The sequence below is a fragment of the Nitrosovibrio tenuis genome (assembly GCF_900109785.1).
Lineage (GTDB): Bacteria > Pseudomonadota > Gammaproteobacteria > Burkholderiales > Nitrosomonadaceae > Nitrosospira > Nitrosospira tenuis_A.
In genome coordinates this window covers 114,264-133,874 of the sequence record NZ_FOBH01000006.1, presented here as the reverse complement: position 1 = coordinate 133,874, position 19,611 = coordinate 114,264, and the positions used below count along the sequence as shown (strand labels likewise).

Below are 19,611 nucleotides of genomic sequence, written 5' to 3'. Positions count from 1 at the left end.
AGCCGAAAAGCTCAAGCCCGAGATATGAATTTTGGCTATGAATTTGAGGTTTATTAGTCCGTCAAGTGTTGAACTCAATGCGCTCTTTCCCAATTCGGTCCTATGCCCATTTCCACCAGCAACGGTACCTCAAGCTCGGTGACTGCGCCCATGAGCGACGGTAACTCGTTTTTCATCTTTTCAATTTCATGATCCGGCACTTCCAATACCAACTCGTCGTGCACCTGCATGATAACTTTGCTGAGCAGATTTTCGCGCTCCAGCCAACCATGCACTGCAATCATGGCGAGCTTGATGATATCTGCCGCGGTGCCCTGCATGGGCGCATTAATTGCAGCCCGTTCCGACGCTTGCCGGCGGTTGGCGTTGGAACTGTTGATCTCCGGCAGCCATAATCTGCGCCCGAAAACGGTTTCGACAAAGCCTGTTTGCCTGGCTGTTTCCCTCGTGCGCTGCATGTAGTCCGCCACCCCGGGATAACGGGCGAAATAACGGTCCATATAAGTTCTGGCAGCAGCGCGTTCGATGCCGAGTTGCGACGCGAGTCCGAATTCAGACATCCCATAGATCAACCCGAAATTGATGATTTTGGCATAGCGGCGCTGCTCGTTGCTTACCGCCTCCGGTAAAATGCCGAATATCTCCGCGGCGGTGGCACGATGGATGTCCTCACCCGCCCCGAATGCTCTCAGCAAGCCAGAATCGAGGGAAATATGGGCCATGATGCGCAACTCGATTTGTGAGTAATCGGCCGAGACGATACTGTGACCGGGCGATGCGATAAAAGCTTCGCGAATACGGCGGCCTTCGGCGGTGCGTACCGGAATGTTTTGCAAATTGGGTTCGTTGCTGGCGAGCCGGCCCGTCACGGCCACGGCCTGCGCATAATTGGTGTGCACCCTCCCGGTTGCGGCATCCACCATGCGTGGAAGCTTATCCGTATAAGTGGATTTCAGCTTGGCAAGACCGCGATAATCGAGCAGCGCTTTTGCCAGTGGATAATCCGGGGCCAGACGCTGTAGCACGTCTTCATCCGTGGATGCCGTGCCGCCCGGCGTCTTTTTCAAGACGGGGAGCTTGAGCTGGTTGAACAGCACCTCCTGAATTTGTTTCGTGGAATTCAGATTGAATGGCTGCCCGGCAATCATACACGCACGATCCTCCAGCACCAGCATTTTCTCGGCCAGTTCGCGGCTTTGCGCTTCAAGCAACTTCAAGTCCAGCAGTACACCGTCGCGCTCCATTTCGAACAGTATTTCCATCACCGGCATTTCGAGGACGCGATAAACATGATCAAGCTTGCTATCGCACGCAATTTGCGGGTAAAGATGCTGATGCAATCGGAGCGTGATATCGGCATCCTCCGCGGCATATTGCGTTGCCCGCTCAATGTCCACCTGATCAAAACTTATACGGCTTGCGCCCTTGCCGGTGACGTCATCATAACTGATGGTTCCGACATCGAGGTGCCGCAACGCCAGGTTGTCCATATCGTGCGAACGATGGGGTTCAAGCACATAAGACTGCAGCAGGGTGTCATGAACGATACCGTTCAAGGTAATGCCATGATTGGCAAAAACATGCTTGTCGTACTTGAGGTTCTGCCCCAATTTGAGCCTGGCTGGATCCTGCAACCAGGGTTTAAGCTTGTTAAGCACAAAATCGATGGGCAGTTGCGGCGGCGCGCCGGCATAGCGGTGCCCCAGGGGCACGTAGGCGGCGCGGTGGGGTTCTATGGAAAAGGAAATACCGATAAGTTGCGCCCGCATCGGATCCAGCGACGTGGTCTCGGTGTCAAGCGAAACCACCGGCGCGGTATTGAGACAAATTATCCATTCTTCCAGTTGGGATTGGGTGAGAATTGTCTGATAGTCTGCCTGTACCACATCCGGGCTTTTCCGATATCCGGGAGCGGCAACAGATCCGCCTTGTTCGCTCGTGCCCGATTGCTGCCCCAGTTCTCGCAGCCAGGTTTTAAAATCCAGCCGCTCGTATAACTCTGCCAATTTTGCCGTGTTTTGTGGTTGCAGCCCAAGGTCGTGCAAGCCGACCGGGAGAGGGACGTCGCACTTGATGGCGAGGAGTTCAGGTGACTTGCTCAACCAACCGAGCGCGTTGCGCAAATTTACCCCCACTACACCGCCAATTTCGTCGGCATGGGCGATGAGATTATCCAGAGTGCCATACTGGGCAAGCCATTTCACCGCTGTCTTGGGACCGACCTTTTCTACACCGGGGATGTTGTCGGTCGCATCACCCACCAATGCCAGATAATCGAGCATGCGCGCCGGCGTCACGCCGAACCTGGCTACTACGCCGGCTTCATCAAGAATCTCGTTAGTCATCGTATTGACCAGTGTCACGCGCGAATTCACCAGTTGCGCAATATCCTTGTCGCCGGTGGAAATGATGCAGCGGATATTTTCGGGCTCCGCCTGTTTAGCCAGCGTACCGATCACGTCGTCCGCCTCCACCCCTTCCACGATCAGCATCGGCCATCCCATCGCACTGATGCATTCAAACAGCGGCGTGATTTGCGCCGCGAGATCGTCGGGCATGGGCGGCCGGTGTGCCTTGTATTGGGGGAACAAGTCGTCGCGGAAGGTCTTGCCTTTTGCATCAAATACGCACGCGCTATAATCAGCGTGATAATCCTTATGCAAACGGCGCAGCATATTGAGAACGCCGTAAATCGCTCCGGTCGGCTCGTTGCTGCGGTTACGTAAATCAGGCAGCGCGTGAAAAGCACGATACAGGTAAGATGAGCCGTCGACCAACAGCAAAGTTTTCATTTAACTCCAAAGGCTTTCGATGAACTCGCAAGAGAAATTAGCCCGTACTCTGACATCTGATTTTCTGGAAAAAACCTGGTCCGCGCGTGAGTCATGGCGTGTGTTCGGAATTATGGCAGAATTTGTGGAAGGGACGGAACGTCTGAATTCGATCAGGCCGGCTGTCAGCATTTTCGGCAGCGCACGTACCTCTCCCGAACATCCCTACTATAAATTAACCGAACAGATCGCCCGTCAATTGTCGGATGCCGGTTTCTCGGTAATCTCCGGCGGCGGACCGGGCATCATGGAAGCGGCCAACAAGGGTGCCTATTTTGGCACATCGCCCAGTGTCGGTCTGAATATCCAACTCCCCCATGAACAACACCGCAATATTTATCAAGACATCAGCCAGACCTTCCGCCACTTTTTTGCGCGCAAGTATATGTTTGTCAAGTTCGCTACCGCATACGTGGTATTACCGGGTGGTTTTGGAACGCTGGACGAACTCATGGAGGCGCTTACGTTGGTCCAGACGGGCAAAACCAGAAAAATGCCGATTATTCTGGTCCGTTCGGAATTCTGGCGGGGCATGCTCGATTGGCTTCAGCAATCCCTGGTGGCTGAGGGCATGCTTTCTCCGGAAGATATGGATTTAATCCAGGTAATTGATGAACCCGGTGAGGTGGTCAATGCAATATTCCGATACTACGAAACCCGCGGCTTCGAACCTTCACCAGCAGAACGGGAGGTGCAGCTCAATCTGTAATCCCGGCCCTTTTTCGGATAGAATGGAATATCAATCCCTGACCCTGCCGGGAGGCGCCATGCGTCGAGTAGTCGTTGCATTGTTGTTGAGCTTTGCACTGCCGGCGTCAGCGCAGTCCAATCAGCCCAAGGATTTACGGCCTCTGCCGGAAGTGCCGGAACCGCCGGAACTCGCGCTGCCTGCGCCTGGCACCGATCAGGAGGATGCTTCACTTGAACCGCAGATTACAATCACCAGGCGCGGAGAGGACAAGGTCGAAGAGTATCGCATCAATGGCCGGCTCTACATGATCAAGATCATTCCGAGGATAGGTCTGCCGTATTATCTGATCGATAATTATGGGGACGGTACATTTGCAACGGGTAGTGGCGGTCTTGACCAGCATATTCGGCCCCCGATGTGGGTGATACGCCAGTTTTAATTTTTTCGAAAGGCGGTAAGACTATTTAGGAGCAGCCCTGAACAAGTTCAGCCGGCGCTTGGTGAAGTCCGCTTGGTGAAGTCAGATACCTGATGCGTTGCGCCTCCCTGGCACAGGAGAATCGTAAAAGCAACTCAGCCTGTGTCGTTGCTCGTGCGGGTTTTCCTGTCCCGAAGTTATAAGTCGTTAGCCCCTTTGCTGTTGGCTTTGTTGTCAAGCTTATTGCCGACTTGGTTATTGCGAACTTAGCGGGCAGGTCGCCTGCCAGCGCACCGCATAATATATTTCGTAAAATCCCCGGCTTATACTGCTTCTTCTGTCTTTCTCTCATCCTCATGTCAGTCTTTACTACCGTTACTCCACATCAGCTTTCCGTTTGGCTAAAAAAATATTCGCTCGGCACGCTGATCGATCTGCAGGGCATCTCTTCGGGCATCGAAAATACGAATTATTTCGTGACGACCAGCCACGGCAAATATGTCCTGACGCTGTTTGAGAAACTCACCTCTTCCGAATTGCCTTACTACCTTAACCTGATGGCCCATTTGTCGCGCCACGGCATTCCCTGCCCCAGCCCTGTGGCCGATCTCGACAATAAATTCCTCGGTGAACTCAACGGTAAGCCGGCAAGCATCGTCACCTGCCTGCCCGGCAAATCGCAGGAACATCCGGGGCTCTTGCAATGCGCCGAAGTGGGCGACCTTCTGGCGAATATGCACCTGTGTGGCTTTTCCTATCCCGAAAAAATGGAGAACTTGCGCGGGCCGAAATGGTGGAAAGCTGCCGCGCTGGCGGTTATGCCATATTTGACGATGGAGGAAGCGGCCGTGCTCAGGGAAGAGCTACGTTTCCAGTCGTCATATCGCCTCGAGGAGTTGCCGCGCGGAGTGATCCATGCCGATCTGTTTCGTGACAATGTCCTGTTCAATAACGGCGCCTTGGGGGGTGTCATAGACTTCTATTTTGCCTGCGATGATGTCTTGCTGTACGATCTCGCCATCACCGCCAATGACTGGTGCCTGGATAAAAATGCAGAACTGGACGCAGAGCGAACGTCATCCTTGCTCCAAGCGTACCATCGCACCCGCCCGCTTATTGATGCCGAACGCAGTGCCTGGCCGGTAATGCTGCGGGCCGCCGCGCTACGCTTCTGGTTATCGCGACTGCATGATTATCATTTGCCTCGTATGGGAGAGCTTACGCATGTCAAGGATCCTACCCACTTCATGCATATATTGAAAAATCATGCGGCGTCTCACTCCCAACTTGGGAAAGTCTGGGTTTAAGGAACCTCCGAACAAGTTCTCGCGCCCGCGTGGGACTTGTTCAGAGGTTCTTCAAGCATCGCGCATTGCGCGGGAATCAAGGGTTGGAGCAGGGATTGCAAGCATCGGAGATATGGAGAATGGAAGTCAGGCAAGTCGATGGAAAACACGGTTGGCAGTGGATAGTAACCGGATTTCTTCTGTTCCGCAGAGTTCCAGTGGTATGGATCATACTATGCACCACTTTGCTGCTCATCGCCGCGACACTGGCGCTTATTCCCGTGGCTGGGCAATTTATTTTCACCCTGCTCTCCCCGGTATTTTTAGCGGGGTTGATGTTGGGATGCAGAACTCTGGATCAAGGCGGAGAACTCGAAGTCGCTCATTTGCTTGCGGGCTTTCGCAACACCGCCACGCCGCTTATAACGGTCGGCGGAATCTACCTGGTAGGACAAGTGTTGATCTTCGGTGTGGCCATGCTGATCGGTGGAGAAACGATGAGAGATCTACTGATCGACGGAAGGCGGGTTGACGAGAACGAGTTGCAGGAAGTCATGAGCAGCAGTTTATCTGCTCTGCTGGTTGCGCTGACACTTTCGATTCCGTTAATGATGGCTGCCTGGTTCGCGCCTCTGCTCGTCATATTCAAGAACCTGCCCGCCATTGAGTCAATGCGGCTAAGCTTCTTTGCGTGCGTTAAAAATATCGTCGCGTTTCAGATATACGGCTTTATCCTGGTAGTACTGACCATAATCGCAACCATACCCTATGGTCTGGGGTTATTCGTGCTGGTGCCGACCCTGTTCGCTTCGATTTACGCAAGCTACAAGGATATCTTCGGCGACAGTCCTGAAGCAGCATGAAAGATTGGTCGCATCCCGTCAGACCGGGATCAGTTTGGCATATTCCAGCAATAGCCATTTCGTGCCAGCCCGGCCGAATCGCACCTCAACGCGAGCATCCGCACCACGACCTTCGCAATTGATAATCACGCCCGCCCCGAACTTCGCATGGATCACATTCTGCCCTATCCGCCAACCCGGGGCGGAGTCACCTTCAGGTCCCCGCGCTGGCATCCCGCGCGCAAGTTCAGTATTCGAGTCGCTTCGTTGCTGATTCCGGCTCACTGTCTTTTGAACCGGTTGGAGGCTTTTGAGCAAGCGATCAGGGATTTCCTGCAGGAAGCGCGACGGAACGTTGTATCGGGTCTGCCCGTGCAGCATTCTACTTTGAGCAAAACTCAAATATAACCGCCGGCGCGCCCGCGTCAATGCAACGTACATCAGGCGCCGCTCCTCTTCCAACCCCCCCGCCTCGTTACGACTGTTATCATGAGGAAAGAGACCTTCTTCCAAGCCGCTCAGAAAGACGCTGTGGAACTCCAACCCCTTGGCCGAATGTACAGTCATCAACTGCAGCGCATCCTGCCCCCCGCCAGCCTGATGTTCGCCCGCTTCCAGCGATGCGTGACCAAGAAATGCCACGAGGGTATCGTCTTCCGCTTCATGCACGAAGCTGGCTGCCGCATTGATCAATTCGTTCAGGTTCTCCAGGCGGTCGGCGCCCTCGCGCTCGGCGCGATAATGTGCCGTTAATCCGCTATGCTCCAGCATGTGCTCGACAATTTCCGGAAGCGGTAAGCGCTCACAAGCCCCACGCATCGCATCGATCAGTGCGACAAAGCCTGGAATTCCTTTTTTTTGCCTATCCGGTCCCTTGCCTGTTCCGAGCATTGCAGACCACAGGCTGCTCCCCTGGCGCTCGGCCTCATCCTGCAGCTGTTCCAAACCGCGCAGGCCAATACCGCGCGTGGGAAAATTGACGACTCGGAGTAGCGCATTATCGTCGTCCGGATTGGCTATCAACCGTAAATATGCCAGTGCATGCTTAATTTCCTGCCGTTCAAAGAATCGCATGCCGCCGTATACCCGATAAGCCAGCGAAGCATTGAATAAGGCGTGCTCGAGTACCCGCGACTGTGCGTTGGAGCGATAAAGCAGCGCCATCTGGGACAATGGCACGCCTTCCGCATGCAGCGATTTCACCTCTTCCACGATAAAGGCAGCTTCATCGAAATCCGTAGCCGCGTTATAGACGCGTATCGGTTCGCCATGTCCTTCCGAAGTCCAGAGATTCTTTCCGAGACGGCCACTATTATTGCGTATCAATGCGTTGGCGGCATCCAGGATATTGCCGTGCGAGCGATAATTTTGTTCCAGCTTGATGATTTTCGATACACGGAAATCTCTCTCAAACTCTTTCATATTGCCGGTGTTTGCACCACGGAATGCATAAATGCTCTGATCGTCATCCCCCACCGCGAACACGGCCGCGCGATTGCTGGCAAGCAGCTTCAGCCATTTGTATTGCAACCTGCTGGTATCCTGGAATTCATCCACCAGAATATGGCGGAAGCGCATGCCATAATGCTCCCGGATGATTTCATTGCGGGTCAGCAATTCGTAGCTGCGCAATAGCAGCTCGGCAAAATCCACCACGCCTTCCTTATTGCATTGCTGCTCATAACATAGGTAAAACTCGACCATCTTGCGCGCGAAGTCATCGTAAGTTTCCACTTGCGAGGCTCTGAGTCCCTCTTCTTTCGCGTTATTGATAAACCATTGCACCTGGCGCGCGGGAAATTTTTCATCATCCGCACCCAGACTTTTTAGAATGCGTTTTGTTACCGCCAACTGATCGGCAGAATCAAGAATCTGGAAAGACTGCGGTAATCCAGCATCCTGATAGTGAGCACGCAGCATGCGATTGCACAGGCCATGAAACGTACCTATCCACATGCCATGCGTATTGATCGGCAACATGGACGAAATGCGAACAAGCATTTCCTTTGCAGCCTTGTTGGTAAATGTAACAGCCAATATACCGTGGGGACCGACCTGCCCGGACTGGATTAAATGAGCAATGCGAGTGGTGAGCACCCGTGTCTTGCCGCTGCCCGCACCAGCCAGCACCAACACCGGCTGGTGCGGCAAAGTGACTGCTTCGAGTTGTTCGGGATTGAGGGCTGAAAATAGGGAAGACATTGGGAAAAGCGCTGGAGCCGCTACCGGGGGATCATCTAAAAAGATCCCCATTCGCGGCTAAGCGTGTAAAACAGGTTTATCCAGGGAAATGGCAAGCTCAAGGTTCCAGCCGGGCTTATCCATGGGCAGCCGACTACTTGTTCCGGCTTGCTTTGACCAGATCCAGAATCAGCGGCGTTAATATCAGCTCTATCGCCAACCCCATCTTTCCACCCGGCACAACAATTGTGTTCGGACGGGACATGAATGAGTTATGAATCATCGCAAGCAGGTACGGAAATTCCACGTTTTTGGGGTCGCGGAAGCGAATCACGACAAAACTCTCGTCCAGGGTCGGAATATCGCGCGCGACGAAGGGATTGGACGTATCCACCGTCGGAACCCGCTGGAAATTGATGTGGGTACGCGAAAACTGGGGAGTAATGTAATGCACATAGTCGTGCATGCGGCGGAGTATGGTATGGGTCACGGCCTCCGCTGAGTAGCCACGCGCATTCATGTCGCGATGGATTTTTTGAATCCACTCCAGATTGACAATGGGTACAACACCCACCAGCAGATCCACATATTTTGCGGCATCGGCGGTTTCACTTTTCACTCCGCCATGCAGGCCTTCATAAAAGAGCAGATCGGAACCCGGTTTGATCGAGCTCCATGGGGTGAATGTACCCGCCTTCTGCTGATAAGGCGCAGCTTCTGCATCATTGTGCAAATAGAGGCGGGTCTGGCCGGCTCCGCTCTCACCATATTCCTTGAATAATGCTTCCAATTTCTCGAATTCGTTGGCTTCGGGACCGAAATGACTAATCGGATGGCCTCCGTCCTTCTCAGACTCGGCTACGGCCTTCTTCATTTCATCCCGATCATAGCGATGGAAACTGTCGCCCTCTACCACCGCAGCAGTCAGTTTCTCACGGAAAAAGATGTGCTCGAAACTATTCTTGACTGTCGACGTACCGGCGCCGGACGAGCCAGTAACGGCGATAACCGGGTGTTTTTGTGACATACAACTTTCTCCTCAGGACAATAAGATGATAAGACGCGCTATGCGTTTGCACTATTTGTAATGACTGCATTTCGGCAAGTCAAAAAGAATCCTCTGAACAGGTTCTATGCACGACGGCCGCACGCAAGAGCTCCGGAAATAGATGGGTTCCGGAGAGAGCTGCCTCATGCATGATGAGCAATGCTGGTGATGGTCGGCCGGAAGACTTGTTCAGAGGCTCCTTGGCTTTATATAATACCGTTTTCCCAATAATTTTGGTAGGAACTGGGACTAGATCGGGGGGCCAGGATCGACGCATCTGCGAACGTGCGTCGGTGCACAGCGAGCGAGCCATCGTTCCGGGCGTTAGTTGGGAACGATCAGAACGATCGAAAAGAGGAAACGGCTCAAGTTTGACAATCATGCGAGCCTCCCATAGAATAGTCGGCTTTACTGAGATAGCAGGGGTAGGTTTCGTGAAGACCTTTTCAGCCAAACCACATGAAGTGATTCGCGACTGGTTTGTGATTGACGCAGCCGACAAGGTGCTGGGGCGTCTCGCCGCAGAGATCGCCTACCGTCTGCGCGGCAAGCATAAGCCTATCTTTACTCCACATGTAGATACTGGTGATTATATTGTTGTGATTAACGTCGATAAGCTGCGTATCACCGGGAATAAGGCAGAAGACAAGCGTTACTACCGCCATAGCGGTTACCCGGGCGGTATTTACGAAACTAGTTTCGCTAAAATGCATGCCCGCTTTCCCGGGCGGCCATTGGAAAAAGCGGTCAAAGGTATGTTGCCGAAGGGCCCCCTGGGGTACGCGATGTTAAAGAAACTCAAGGTTTATGCAGGTGCTGCGCACCCGCACGCGGCGCAACAGCCGCGTCAACTCGAAGTCAGGGCTTGATATCATGGGCGAAAATCATAGTTACGGTACCGGACGGCGCAAAAGCGCTGTGGCACGGGTGTTCCTCAAACCGGGCAGAGGCCTGATTACTGTCAATAACAAACCGGTGGACGAGTTCTTCTCTCGTGAAACAGGCCGCATGGTGATTAGACAGCCGCTTGAGTTGACTGGAAATCTTACGACTTTCGACATCATGGTCAATATTCACGGCGGGGGTGAATCAGGGCAGGCGGGTGCGGTACGGCACGGCATAACCCGCGCGTTGATTGACTATGACGCCACCCTCAAACCAGTATTGAGCAATGCGGGTCTGGTTACCCGCGATGCCCGTGAAGTGGAGCGCAAAAAAGTAGGTCTGCGTAAGGCGCGTCGACGCAAACAATTTTCCAAGAGATAAGTTTCATGCGCTCGATACCAAAGCCGCCTGTTCTGGCGGCTTTTTTATTTGTTGTTATAATCGATGAGCCGATTTAGTGTCTCTGGCGAGGGAGCGAATAAAATTATAAATAGGGGCTCTTACAGGGAATTCAAAGGGTCCGCTATCTGTCTCCTTGAAAGAGTCAGCCCAAGGTGCTGTTTAGAGTGCTGTGTTGAGGTGCCTGGGGTAAGGGGAGCGAGAAGACAACCAGCGGTGGATGCAGCTTGAACTACTCTTAATAGGTTTGTCCCTGCTCTATAAATCCGAGGATTTCTATGCTTAAAGTCGGTATCGTAGGCGGAACGGGTTACACCGGTGTAGAACTACTGCGTATTTTGTCGCAGCATCCCGAGGTCAGCATACATGCCATCACCTCGCGCAACGAAGCCGGCCTGCCGGTGGCTGATCTGTTTCCCAGTTTGCGCGGACGAGTGCTGCTTGCATTTTCTGATCCCGCCACAGCAAGCCTGGACAAGTGCGATGTCGTATTCTTTGCGACACCCAACGGTATTGCCATGCATCAAGCCCGGTCTTTGCTGGAGGGTGGAGTACGCATCATAGATCTGGCCGCCGACTTCCGTATCAAGGATATAGCGGTGTGGGAAAAATGGTACGGCATGACTCACGCCTGTCCTGACCTAGTAGCGGAGGCTGTCTATGGCCTGCCGGAAATAAATCGCGAAAAAATCAAGCATGCCCGCCTTATCGCCAATCCCGGTTGTTATCCTACTGCGGTGCAACTGGGCTTTTTTCCCCTGATCGAAGCGGGTATCGTGGATCTGGATCATCTCGTCGCTGACGCGAAATCCGGCGTCTCAGGCGCGGGACGCAAAGCAGAGGTACATACGCTATTTTCCGAAGCCACCGATAATTTCAAAGCATATGGTGTGCCGGGACATCGGCATCTGCCGGAGATCAGGCAGGGTTTATCTCAGGTAGCAGGCAAGCCGATCGGGCTGACATTTGTGCCCCACCTCACGCCCATGATCCGTGGGATTCATGCAACACTCTACGCACAACTTACGGCAGGTGCCGATTTACAGGCGTTGTATGAAACCCGGTACGCCGATGAACCATTCGTTGACGTGTTGCCGCCGGGCGCTCATCCTGAAACCCGCTCAGTAAGAGGCTCAAACCTCTGCCGTATCGCGATCCATCGACCGCAAGGTGGCGACACGGCCGTTATACTTTCGGTAACTGATAACCTCGTCAAGGGTGCGGCTGGACAAGCGGTACAAAACATGAACCTGATGTTCGGGTTGCCGGAGACCTTGGCCATCGACCAGGTTCCGTTGCTGCCGTAATTCTTCGTCAAACGTTGCCGTTAAACGGTGAGGCGCTGCCGATGTTTGTCTCTCTGTGAGAGTAATGAAGCTTCACTGTCTGATGTTAATCCGGCATTTCATCCCGCACGCAGGGAAATTTGGCAGCTACTTGATTGAACAGATTTCCGCGATGATTTCCAGGCTGAGCTCGGCATTGTTGCTGTCATAGGCATACAGATTGTTATGATGAAATCGCTTAAAAGAAAGTTCGGGATATCAGCGTCGCGAGTGGCGGTGCGTCCGCAGATTCCTGCGTACGTGCGCTGGTTGGCTATTACAGTCCTGGTGGCTCTGGCAATGGTCCTGTCGTGGAGTATGTACGATGCCGGGCGCAAGTTTGCAGGCTTTGACAAGAACGAAATAAGCTATGAATTGGAACGGCTGTCACAGTTGAATACCCGTCTGCAACGGGATAACGACGAGCTGCGCATGAAGGTGGCAAGCGTCGATCGCCAGTTGCAAATGGACCACGTGGTGCGCGAGGACATTACCAAACAAGTCAAAGCTCTGGAAACCGAAAATATCCGCTTGAAGGAAGATCTCGCGTTTTTCCAAAACCTTGGATCGGTTCCGGGAAAAACGGAACAGCGCGTTTCCATAGGGCGTTTAAAGCTGGAACGAGGCCAGTTGCCTGGGGAATATCATTACAGCCTGCTGTTGGTCCAAGGCGGGCAGCGCCAGAAGGATTTTCAGGGTAGCCTGGAATTTACGATCAATTTCCAGCAAAATGAAAAAAAATTGACCATGCCTCTGGCAAGCGAAAGCCCTTCAAAATTGTTTGATGTTCGCTTCAAGTTTTACCAAAGGGTAGAAAGGAGCTTCCGTATGCCCTCGGACGCCACTGTCGAGAGCATGCAGGTGAAAGTGTTTGAAAACGGTATAGCACAGGCAAGATTGATGCAAACCGTGAATCTGTCTTTATAAGGAGAGGAAAATGTTTGGGAAAAAAACGGGCAAGCCCCAAAACCAGATTGATTCGCTTATCGGAGCAGACACTCACATCGACGGCAATATTAACTTCAGTGGAGGTTTGCGCGTCGACGGTCATGTCAGAGGAAATATTATTGCGTCAAGCGACAAGCTCAGCACCCTGGTCCTGAGTGACGAGGCGATTATTGAGGGAAAAATACAGGTCTCTCATGCCATTATCAATGGCACTGTAATCGGCGCCATACAGACGAGCGAATATGTGGAACTCCAGGCCAAAGCGAAAGTCTCGGGAGATGTACAATATAAGACCTTGGAAATCCACGTGGGTGCCTCGGTCCAGGGAATGTTGCTTCACCGGGACAGGGATGATATACAACCCGGCAATAAGGTGGTGCCGCTGATACCAGCGGCCCATGGGGATTGACCATTATTCAGGAGCAGAGGATAATTTTTTTACTTATTTTTTCATTCGGGAATTCAATATGAACACAGCAGCCGAGGCAGACTTGGTCGCCGGAATGCAGGTTCCGTTGATCTTCACCGATAGCGCGGCAAATAAGGTCAGAGAATTGATCGAAGAAGAAGGAAACAACGATCTCAAACTGCGAGTATTTGTAGCGGGTGGCGGATGTTCCGGCTTCAAATACGGCTTCACGTTTGACGAGCTAACGAACGAAGATGATACGGTAATGGAAAAGAATGGTGTAAAACTCCTCATCGATGCGATGAGTTTTCAATATCTGGCCGGATCGGAAATCGACTACCAGGAAAACGCTGAAGGTGCGCAATTCGTTATCAAAAACCCAGGCGCTTCCAGTACCTGTGGCTGTGGATCTTCATTTTCTGTTTGAGCGTTGAAATAACTTCATGAAAAAACGAAAGCCTCGGCTTCCGTTTTTTGTTGCTGTTTTTGCGTTTCGAGTCATTGGCAACAGCAAAGTAAACTTGAATCTCAATCTGGCCAATCCGGTAGTTGACCCGCTTATTTTTTAGTTGGCACTATCATCTCATCGCAATTTTTTGCGCTACTTGACCTTCACCTTTCTGGTTGATCGCTATAAGGCGGATGTGGGTCCAAACCGGGTTCAAGCCCGGTAAATCGCGCCGAGCACTCTGGCACCTTTTGCACCTGTTACCTTGGGAAGGCTACCGGGTATTCCGTTAACGGCCTGTTTTGCCAACCACGCAAAGGCAAACGCTTCCAGCCAGTCCGCATCGATGCCGAGCTTATCTGTCAGTTCTATCCTCTTGCCGGGCATGGCTGCTCGCAATCGGGCAACCAACGCCCTGTTTCGTGCTCCACCGCCACAGAGATACAGTTCCGAAGCATCTGGACAATACGCGAACACTGAATTGGTAATTGCGTCTACGGTCAATTGTAAAAGCGTTGCCTGCACGTCCGCTGGCTTCTCATTCCCGGTCAGGCAACTCTCCAGCCACGCAAGATTAAATAATTCTCTTCCAGCGCTTTTAGGCGGCGGGCGAGAAAAAAAAGGAAGCGCCAGTAACTTCTCAAGCAACGCTTCGATGACTTCGCCCGATTCAGCCCACATCCCGTTTTCGTCATATGTTCTGCCGGTATGACGCAAGCACCACGCATCCATCAGGGTGTTGCCGGGTCCACAGTCATATCCGCTGGCACCTTCACCGGGAATAAGACTGGTCAGATTGCAAATTCCGCCGATGTTAATGACGAGGCGGTGAATGTGCGAGTCGTTGAATAGCATCTGGTGAAAGGCCGGAACCAGGGGCGCGCCTTCCCCACCAGCGGCGATGTCACGGCTTCGGAAGTCTGCCACCACGGTGATACCGGTGAGTTCAACCAGCAATGCGGGATTTGATAGCTGAATAGTGTAACCCATCTCCGCTTGCGGGCAGTGACGTACAGTCTGCCCATGGCAGCCTATCGCAACAATTTCGCTCGGTTTTACCCGTCCAACGTCAAGCAGACCGATCACTGCCTCCGCATAATGCCGCGCAAGCTCATTACCAAGCATGGCTGCGCGGTGCAGCTCATCAGGACCCGGTTGATGCAGATCGAGCAATCGGCTGCGCAGATCCGAATTGAAAGGCAAATAAAAGGAGTTCAGCAGGGACGGCAGTGAAGGAGTGAAATCAGCCAGCACTGCATCGATTCCATCAAGACTGGTGCCTGACATAAGGCCGATATAGTAAGCGGATTTCAACCCGCCCACCGTTGCGCTTGAAGTCTGATTTTGGCTGATCTGGCTGATTGGCCGCTCGTTGAAGCTAATCCAGGAACGCGAGATTGGTTCCCCGTAGCATATCCAGCCGTGCCATCAGCGGCTTCGTATGCTCGTAAAACGTCGGCATGTGCCTGGCTAAAACGGGATGCGCGGCGGGCATCGCAACCTTCAATGGGTCGCGCTGGACGCCGTTGAAGCGAAATTCATAATGCAGGTGGGGACCTGTAGCCATTCCAGTAGCTCCGACGTGGCCGATAACGTCACCCTGGCTGACACGCTGGCCCTTGCGCAAGCCTTTAGCAAAGGCCGACAAATGGCCGTAAACGGTGGAATACGTTCCTTGATGTTGCAGGATAACGACATTTCCATAACCGCCCTGCCAGCCTGCCAATGCCACAGTCCCATCGGCTGCGGCTTTTACTCGCGTGCCAGTTGGGGCGGCGTAGTCTATGCCGCTATGGGCGCGCCATGTTTTCAGGATTGGATGGAAACGAGCGCTGGAAAAACCGGAACTGATGCGAGAAAACTCAAGCGGAGAACGCAGGAAGGCCTTTCGCAAATTCTTGCCGTCGGGGGCGTAATATCCGCTTTCACCACTTTCAGCCTGGAAATATAAAGCCCGATGAGGCGTACCCTGATTGACGAACTCCACCGCAAGCACTCTCCCCGGCCTGGCGGGCTCGCCGTTACAATAGAGCGAATCGTACACTACGGTAAAGCGGTCGCCTTTGCGCAAATCCCGGTGAAAATCGATGTCAGACGCCAAAATATCGACAATCTGCAAGGCGATGCTTTCAGGCACACCCGCGCTATCTACGGCTGCAAATAACGAGCTGTTTATGACGCCGGATTTCATCTGGATGTGCGTCTCCAGTTGAGCCGGCTGCTCACTGGTTTTGAAGCCGCCATCGGATTTTTCCATCATCAACTGTTCACTACCACCGGGAAAATAGCGCAGCCAAAGCAATTGCCCCATCGCATTGGTCTGTACGTGCACTATCTTGCCAGGCACCAGTTGATGCATGGCTTTGACATTCCGTGCATCACGCAGAAAGCTGACTACATCCTTATTATCCACCTCAAGGCGGGAGAGCAGGGTTGCAATCGTGTCGCCGCGCTGGATGCGTTCCTGGCGCCGGAACTCCAGATTGGTATCGAAAGACGGATGAATTTCAGGAAGATCGAGGCCGAGGACGACCTGCTGCACAGGCAGATCTTCCAGCGAAGTATCCGGCGCGATACCAAAGGCGGCCATCATGCCGAATAACGGAAAGCTCGATAACAGAATCAGCCAGCGCAACCTTTTTTTTGTCAGCGCCAGTGGCTTTTGTGCAATAAGCCCGCTTTTATCGTCCCGCATGCTCCCCTCGTGCTTTTGAGAGGCAGAGTCTAACATAAAATAGTCGTCGAGCGTGAAGCCCGGGTCATGCCGGACCGATGTAACCGATCCGCCTTTCCGTGCTGTTCGGCCATCGCTCCGCCCGACCGCGCGGCCGCGAGAATGCTTAATTTTATCTTCAGAAGCAACTATCGTATAATCGCGGCTCCCAGAACGGCGGCTTTCTAAAGGAAGCTCCGAGAATCTTTATAGTGCGCCACTCCCTCCCACCAGGCCATATTCGGCATGAATCACGTTCACGGCGTCTCATCCATTCCGACCCTAACTCCAACCCGGGCGTGACTTGGCTTAACATCTTTTTGGATTCCTATTCATCATATTAACCATCTTATTTACACGGGGAGCCGCACATGTCCACAGAAGATCTGACGCTTGATTTACTGGCATATCATGCCTTTCCCCGCCTTGCAACAGCCGTGCGTATGCGCTCAGATGCTATTATCCAGTCGTGGGAAGTGGCAGTGCGTCAAACACTTCCCGCTGCGGACAAACTCACCCTTCAGCAGCTTAAAAATTCGCTGCCTGCGATTCTGCAAGAGATCGCGGACGCATTTGCTTCAGATCAACCCCGGGATACCCAAGAACTTATCGAAGGCAGCAAAAGCCACGGCACCACTCGCTTTCACGAGAATTACAACATAGGGGAATTAATTGTCGAATACCGGCTGCTCAGGAGAATAATCATTGACCAAGTCTCTGAGGCCCTGCACGAAGAATTGGATACAAGGTGCGTGGTCGCCCTGAACATGGCTATTGACGCTATTCTCCAGGGCGGAATCACCACATTTACCGCTCACCTGCAACAGGAGATTAAGGCCTCGGCAGAAATCCAGGCCAAGTACCTTTCATTTCTTTCACATGACCTACGGAATCATCTCAACCATGCCACGGTCCAGTTGCAGCTGCTCGCCGCAAGGCTAGCTCGAGCTCCGGAATATGCGGACAGCGCGGAGAGTATTCAATCGATCAAACGGGCAATCCTTCATACGACCGCTGGAATGGACCAGTTGCTGCAGGCAGAGCGGTTGCGGCATCATGCCGTTGACTTCGATGGGCAGACCGTGGATCTGCGTCTACTGTTGTCGGAAGTGGCCCAACAGTGCTTGCATCAGGCACAATCCAAAGGATTACGGTTAGAAGTGGAAGTGCCTGATGAGGCCCTGATCACGAGCGATGAGGGGCTGCTAACGCTCGTATTGCAGAACCTGTTGGGTAACGCGGTAAAATACAGTTCCAGGGGCACCGTAAAAATATCAGCTCACAATTTATCTAACGGCGATGCCACCGGTTGGGTACTCAGCGTGAGCGACCAGGGACCGGGCATTGCGCCGCACAACCTGACAAATCTATTCGATGCCTTCAAACGCGGCGATACGTACGGCAAACCGGGCGTGGGGTTAGGGCTGACCATCGCAGTGCATTCCGCCAGGCTGTTGGGTGGCGAACTGGAAGTAGAATCGGAGCTCAACGTCGGCTCAACCTTCCGGCTGGTTTTGCCAAACCGTGATGCTTCGGCTGCCTGATCATTCCCGCTGCGTCTATTTGTCTCGTTGCCGCCAGTATTTTAAGATGGTATCAGTCTTTAAAGTCCCGACGCAGAACGCGTTATTGAAGCACGATTGATTAAATTTCGCTCGGAACCCTTCACCGCTTTTCCGCTCGGCGCGTTCACCGTTTTAGGTTTCGCACCGTTTTATCTTTTTCCCGTCCCCCTCTTCACGCTCGCACTGCTGTGCCATTTCTGGCGGAGGAGCACAACACCCAGACAGGCGGCTGTGCTGGGATTTTCTTTTGGCATGGGCATGTTCAGCGCGGGCGTGACATGGATTTATGTGAGCCTGCACGATTTTGGCGGGATGCCGATGCCAGCCGCAGTGCTTGCACTGTTTGTTCTTTGCGCCTACCTGTCCTTATTCCCTGCAGTGGCAGGCTGGCTGCTGAAGAAACTGAATATCGTTATGCCTTTGGTTTGGTCATTGGCTGCGGGAGCGCTATGGGGATTATCCGATTGGCTGCGTAGCGTATTGTTCACCGGATTTCCGTGGTTGACAATGGGATATTCCCAAGCCCCTGCGAGCCCCCTGGCGGGCTACGCCGCCGTGCTGGGTGTCTACGGTATTTCGCTGATTCTGGTTTCAAGCGCAGCACTGATGTGTCTGCTTTTTGAAAAAGAATTTCGTAATCGGCGGTATCTGTTGCCTCTGTCTGCAATCTGGATTACCGGTTTCGGCTTGCAACACGTCCATTGGACCGAACCACAGGGAGAGCGGGTAACGGTAAGCCTGTTGCAGGGAAATATTTCGCAAGACATGAAATGGCGAGCGGATCAAATCGTCAATTCGATGGAAACTTACGCCAGACTCGCGCTGGAAAGCAGCAGCCGCCTGATCATCACGCCGGAAATCTCGATACCACTGCATCGCAACGAGGTCCCTTCAAGCTATCTGGCCCAACTTGCCACCCATGCTAAACGAAATAATGGTGATATTCTCGTCGGCATGGTTGAAGCGCCCGGTGGCGGCGACGAATATTATAATTCCATGTTCAGCTTTGGCGCCTCGCCCGATCAGACCTATCGCAAGCACCATCTGGTGCCATTCGGTGAGTTTATTCCGTTAAAATTTTTGTTCGGCTGGGTCGCCAACGTTTTCCCGTTGTCAGATTTTTCCCGGGGCGGCCTTGATCAGAAACCCATGAGTCTGGCCGGTCAAAAAGTGGCGGTGAATATTTGCTACGAGGATGTTTTTGGAGAAGAGATCATCAAGCAGTTGCCCGAAGCCACGCTGCTTGCAAACGTCAGTAATGATGCGTGGTTTGGCCGATCCATCGGCCCCCGGCAGCACTTGCAGATTTCACAAATGCGCGCGCTGGAGACAGGCCGCTATATGCTGCGCGCGACCAATACCGGCGTTACGGCCATTATTAATGAACGCGGAGTCGTTTTGCAGGAAGCGGAGATATTTACCACAACCGCCCTTCATGGTGCAGTCCAGGGGTTTTCCGGCTCAACTCCTTACGTACGCTTCGGCAATATGCTCTTATTCGGGCTCTCCGGCTTGCTGCTGGTTATAGCCGTCTTGTCCCGGTTTCGCGGTAAAACGAAAAGATAAACGAAAAAAACCGGTAAAATCTCATCCTTATGCGCAGGACACGGCCGTCGGCCGTC

Annotated in this window: 17 protein-coding genes; 12 read left to right on the top strand and 5 right to left on the bottom strand. The window is 53.0% G+C overall.

Annotation, left to right across the window (positions count from 1 at the left end; all coding sequences use genetic code 11):
• Nucleotides 1–74: 74 nt before the first annotated feature.
• Nucleotides 75–2,792: a DNA polymerase I gene (gene polA, locus BMX00_RS09425; RefSeq protein WP_090828759.1), complete on the bottom strand. Its 2,718-nt coding sequence runs from the start codon at nucleotides 2,790–2,792 to the stop codon at nucleotides 75–77.
• 19 nt (nucleotides 2,793–2,811) lie between these two features.
• Here polA and BMX00_RS09420 point away from each other — a divergent pair, with 19 nt between their 5' ends.
• The 4 genes from BMX00_RS09420 (at nucleotide 2,812) to BMX00_RS09400 (ending at nucleotide 6,089) form a co-directional block, all read left to right on the top strand.
• Entirely contained in the window at nucleotides 2,812–3,540 is a 729-nt protein-coding gene (locus tag BMX00_RS09420) for an LOG family protein (RefSeq protein WP_090828758.1), read from the top strand.
• Between the two features lie 22 nt (nucleotides 3,541–3,562).
• Nucleotides 3,563–3,961 (top strand): DUF2782 domain-containing protein, encoded by a 399-nt coding sequence (locus tag BMX00_RS09415; protein WP_245727991.1) that lies wholly within the window; start codon nucleotides 3,563–3,565, stop codon nucleotides 3,959–3,961.
• Between the two features lie 335 nt (nucleotides 3,962–4,296).
• A complete protein-coding gene (locus BMX00_RS09405) occupies nucleotides 4,297–5,247 on the top strand; it encodes a homoserine kinase (RefSeq protein WP_090828756.1) in 951 nt (316 codons plus the stop codon).
• Nucleotides 5,248–5,366: 119 nt separating this feature from the next.
• The gene (locus BMX00_RS09400) at nucleotides 5,367–6,089 is read left to right on the top strand and encodes a BPSS1780 family membrane protein (RefSeq protein WP_090828755.1); all 723 of its coding nucleotides are present in this window, start codon (nucleotides 5,367–5,369) and stop codon (nucleotides 6,087–6,089) included.
• Between the two features lie 18 nt (nucleotides 6,090–6,107).
• Here the strand turns inward: BMX00_RS09400 and BMX00_RS09395 are convergent, their stop codons facing one another.
• The gene (locus tag BMX00_RS09395) at nucleotides 6,108–8,270 is read right to left on the bottom strand and encodes a UvrD-helicase domain-containing protein (protein ID WP_090828796.1); all 2,163 of its coding nucleotides are present in this window, start codon (nucleotides 8,268–8,270) and stop codon (nucleotides 6,108–6,110) included.
• Nucleotides 8,271–8,403: 133 nt separating this feature from the next.
• Nucleotides 8,404–9,276 carry a phosphoribulokinase gene (locus tag BMX00_RS09390; RefSeq protein ID WP_090828754.1) on the bottom strand — a complete coding sequence of 291 codons (873 nt, stop codon included), beginning with the start codon at nucleotides 9,274–9,276 and terminating at the stop codon, nucleotides 8,404–8,406.
• 455 nt (nucleotides 9,277–9,731) lie between these two features.
• On the opposite strand from BMX00_RS09390, the gene rplM reads away from it, so the two are divergent.
• The 6 genes from rplM to erpA all read left to right on the top strand — a co-directional run bounded on the left by rplM (nucleotide 9,732) and on the right by erpA (nucleotide 13,690).
• Nucleotides 9,732–10,166: a 50S ribosomal protein L13 gene (gene rplM / locus BMX00_RS09380; protein ID WP_090828795.1), complete on the top strand. Its 435-nt coding sequence runs from the start codon at nucleotides 9,732–9,734 to the stop codon at nucleotides 10,164–10,166.
• A 4-nt stretch (nucleotides 10,167–10,170) separates the two neighbouring features.
• Nucleotides 10,171–10,563 carry a 30S ribosomal protein S9 gene (gene rpsI / locus BMX00_RS09375; RefSeq protein WP_090828752.1) on the top strand — a complete coding sequence of 131 codons (393 nt, stop codon included), beginning with the start codon at nucleotides 10,171–10,173 and terminating at the stop codon, nucleotides 10,561–10,563.
• A gap of 296 nt (nucleotides 10,564–10,859) precedes the next feature.
• On the top strand, nucleotides 10,860–11,888 hold the full coding sequence (gene argC / locus BMX00_RS09370) for an N-acetyl-gamma-glutamyl-phosphate reductase (RefSeq protein WP_090828751.1): 1,029 nt from the start codon (nucleotides 10,860–10,862) through the stop codon (nucleotides 11,886–11,888).
• A 204-nt stretch (nucleotides 11,889–12,092) separates the two neighbouring features.
• The gene (locus BMX00_RS09365; RefSeq protein ID WP_245727989.1) at nucleotides 12,093–12,833 is read left to right on the top strand and encodes a DUF6776 family protein; all 741 of its coding nucleotides are present in this window, start codon (nucleotides 12,093–12,095) and stop codon (nucleotides 12,831–12,833) included.
• Between the two features lie 10 nt (nucleotides 12,834–12,843).
• Nucleotides 12,844–13,263, top strand: a complete 420-nt coding sequence (locus BMX00_RS09360; protein ID WP_090828750.1) for a bactofilin family protein — start codon at nucleotides 12,844–12,846, stop codon at nucleotides 13,261–13,263.
• 58 nt (nucleotides 13,264–13,321) lie between these two features.
• On the top strand, nucleotides 13,322–13,690 hold the full coding sequence (gene erpA / locus BMX00_RS09355) for an iron-sulfur cluster insertion protein ErpA (protein WP_245727987.1): 369 nt from the start codon (nucleotides 13,322–13,324) through the stop codon (nucleotides 13,688–13,690).
• A 234-nt stretch (nucleotides 13,691–13,924) separates the two neighbouring features.
• Here the strand turns inward: erpA and BMX00_RS09350 are convergent, their stop codons facing one another.
• Both BMX00_RS09350 and BMX00_RS09345 read right to left on the bottom strand, forming a co-directional pair.
• The gene (locus tag BMX00_RS09350; RefSeq protein WP_090828792.1) at nucleotides 13,925–15,025 is read right to left on the bottom strand and encodes an anhydro-N-acetylmuramic acid kinase; all 1,101 of its coding nucleotides are present in this window, start codon (nucleotides 15,023–15,025) and stop codon (nucleotides 13,925–13,927) included.
• Nucleotides 15,026–15,089: 64 nt separating this feature from the next.
• Nucleotides 15,090–16,406 carry a M23 family metallopeptidase gene (locus BMX00_RS09345; protein ID WP_090828749.1) on the bottom strand — a complete coding sequence of 439 codons (1,317 nt, stop codon included), beginning with the start codon at nucleotides 16,404–16,406 and terminating at the stop codon, nucleotides 15,090–15,092.
• Between the two features lie 389 nt (nucleotides 16,407–16,795).
• Between BMX00_RS09345 and BMX00_RS09340 the strand changes: the two genes are divergently transcribed.
• Both BMX00_RS09340 and lnt read left to right on the top strand, forming a co-directional pair.
• Nucleotides 16,796–17,968: a sensor histidine kinase gene (locus BMX00_RS09340; RefSeq protein WP_090828748.1), complete on the top strand. Its 1,173-nt coding sequence runs from the start codon at nucleotides 16,796–16,798 to the stop codon at nucleotides 17,966–17,968.
• A 99-nt stretch (nucleotides 17,969–18,067) separates the two neighbouring features.
• Nucleotides 18,068–19,555, top strand: coding sequence for an apolipoprotein N-acyltransferase (gene lnt / locus BMX00_RS09335; protein ID WP_090828791.1), 1,488 nt, complete (start codon nucleotides 18,068–18,070; stop codon nucleotides 19,553–19,555).
• Nucleotides 19,556–19,611 lie beyond the last annotated feature (56 nt).

Excerpts from the sequence above, each read along its gene's own strand:
- polA (WP_090828759.1), bottom strand. The coding sequence starts at position 2,792 with ATGAAAACTTTGCTGTTGGTCGACGGCTCATCTTACCTGTATCGTGCT.
- BMX00_RS09420 (WP_090828758.1), top strand. The coding sequence starts at position 2,812 with ATGAACTCGCAAGAGAAATTAGCCCGTACTCTGACATCTGATTTTCTG.
- BMX00_RS09415 (WP_245727991.1), top strand. The coding sequence starts at position 3,563 with ATGGAATATCAATCCCTGACCCTGCCGGGAGGCGCCATGCGTCGAGTA.
- BMX00_RS09405 (WP_090828756.1), top strand. The coding sequence starts at position 4,297 with ATGTCAGTCTTTACTACCGTTACTCCACATCAGCTTTCCGTTTGGCTA.
- BMX00_RS09400 (WP_090828755.1), top strand. The coding sequence starts at position 5,367 with ATGGAAGTCAGGCAAGTCGATGGAAAACACGGTTGGCAGTGGATAGTA.
- BMX00_RS09395 (WP_090828796.1), bottom strand. The coding sequence starts at position 8,270 with ATGTCTTCCCTATTTTCAGCCCTCAATCCCGAACAACTCGAAGCAGTC.
- BMX00_RS09390 (WP_090828754.1), bottom strand. The coding sequence starts at position 9,276 with ATGTCACAAAAACACCCGGTTATCGCCGTTACTGGCTCGTCCGGCGCC.
- rpsI (WP_090828752.1), top strand. The coding sequence starts at position 10,171 with ATGGGCGAAAATCATAGTTACGGTACCGGACGGCGCAAAAGCGCTGTG.
- argC (WP_090828751.1), top strand. The coding sequence starts at position 10,860 with ATGCTTAAAGTCGGTATCGTAGGCGGAACGGGTTACACCGGTGTAGAA.
- BMX00_RS09365 (WP_245727989.1), top strand. The coding sequence starts at position 12,093 with ATGATGAAATCGCTTAAAAGAAAGTTCGGGATATCAGCGTCGCGAGTG.
- BMX00_RS09360 (WP_090828750.1), top strand. The coding sequence starts at position 12,844 with ATGTTTGGGAAAAAAACGGGCAAGCCCCAAAACCAGATTGATTCGCTT.
- erpA (WP_245727987.1), top strand. The coding sequence starts at position 13,322 with ATGAACACAGCAGCCGAGGCAGACTTGGTCGCCGGAATGCAGGTTCCG.
- BMX00_RS09345 (WP_090828749.1), bottom strand. The coding sequence starts at position 16,406 with ATGCGGGACGATAAAAGCGGGCTTATTGCACAAAAGCCACTGGCGCTG.
- BMX00_RS09340 (WP_090828748.1), top strand. The coding sequence starts at position 16,796 with ATGTCCACAGAAGATCTGACGCTTGATTTACTGGCATATCATGCCTTT.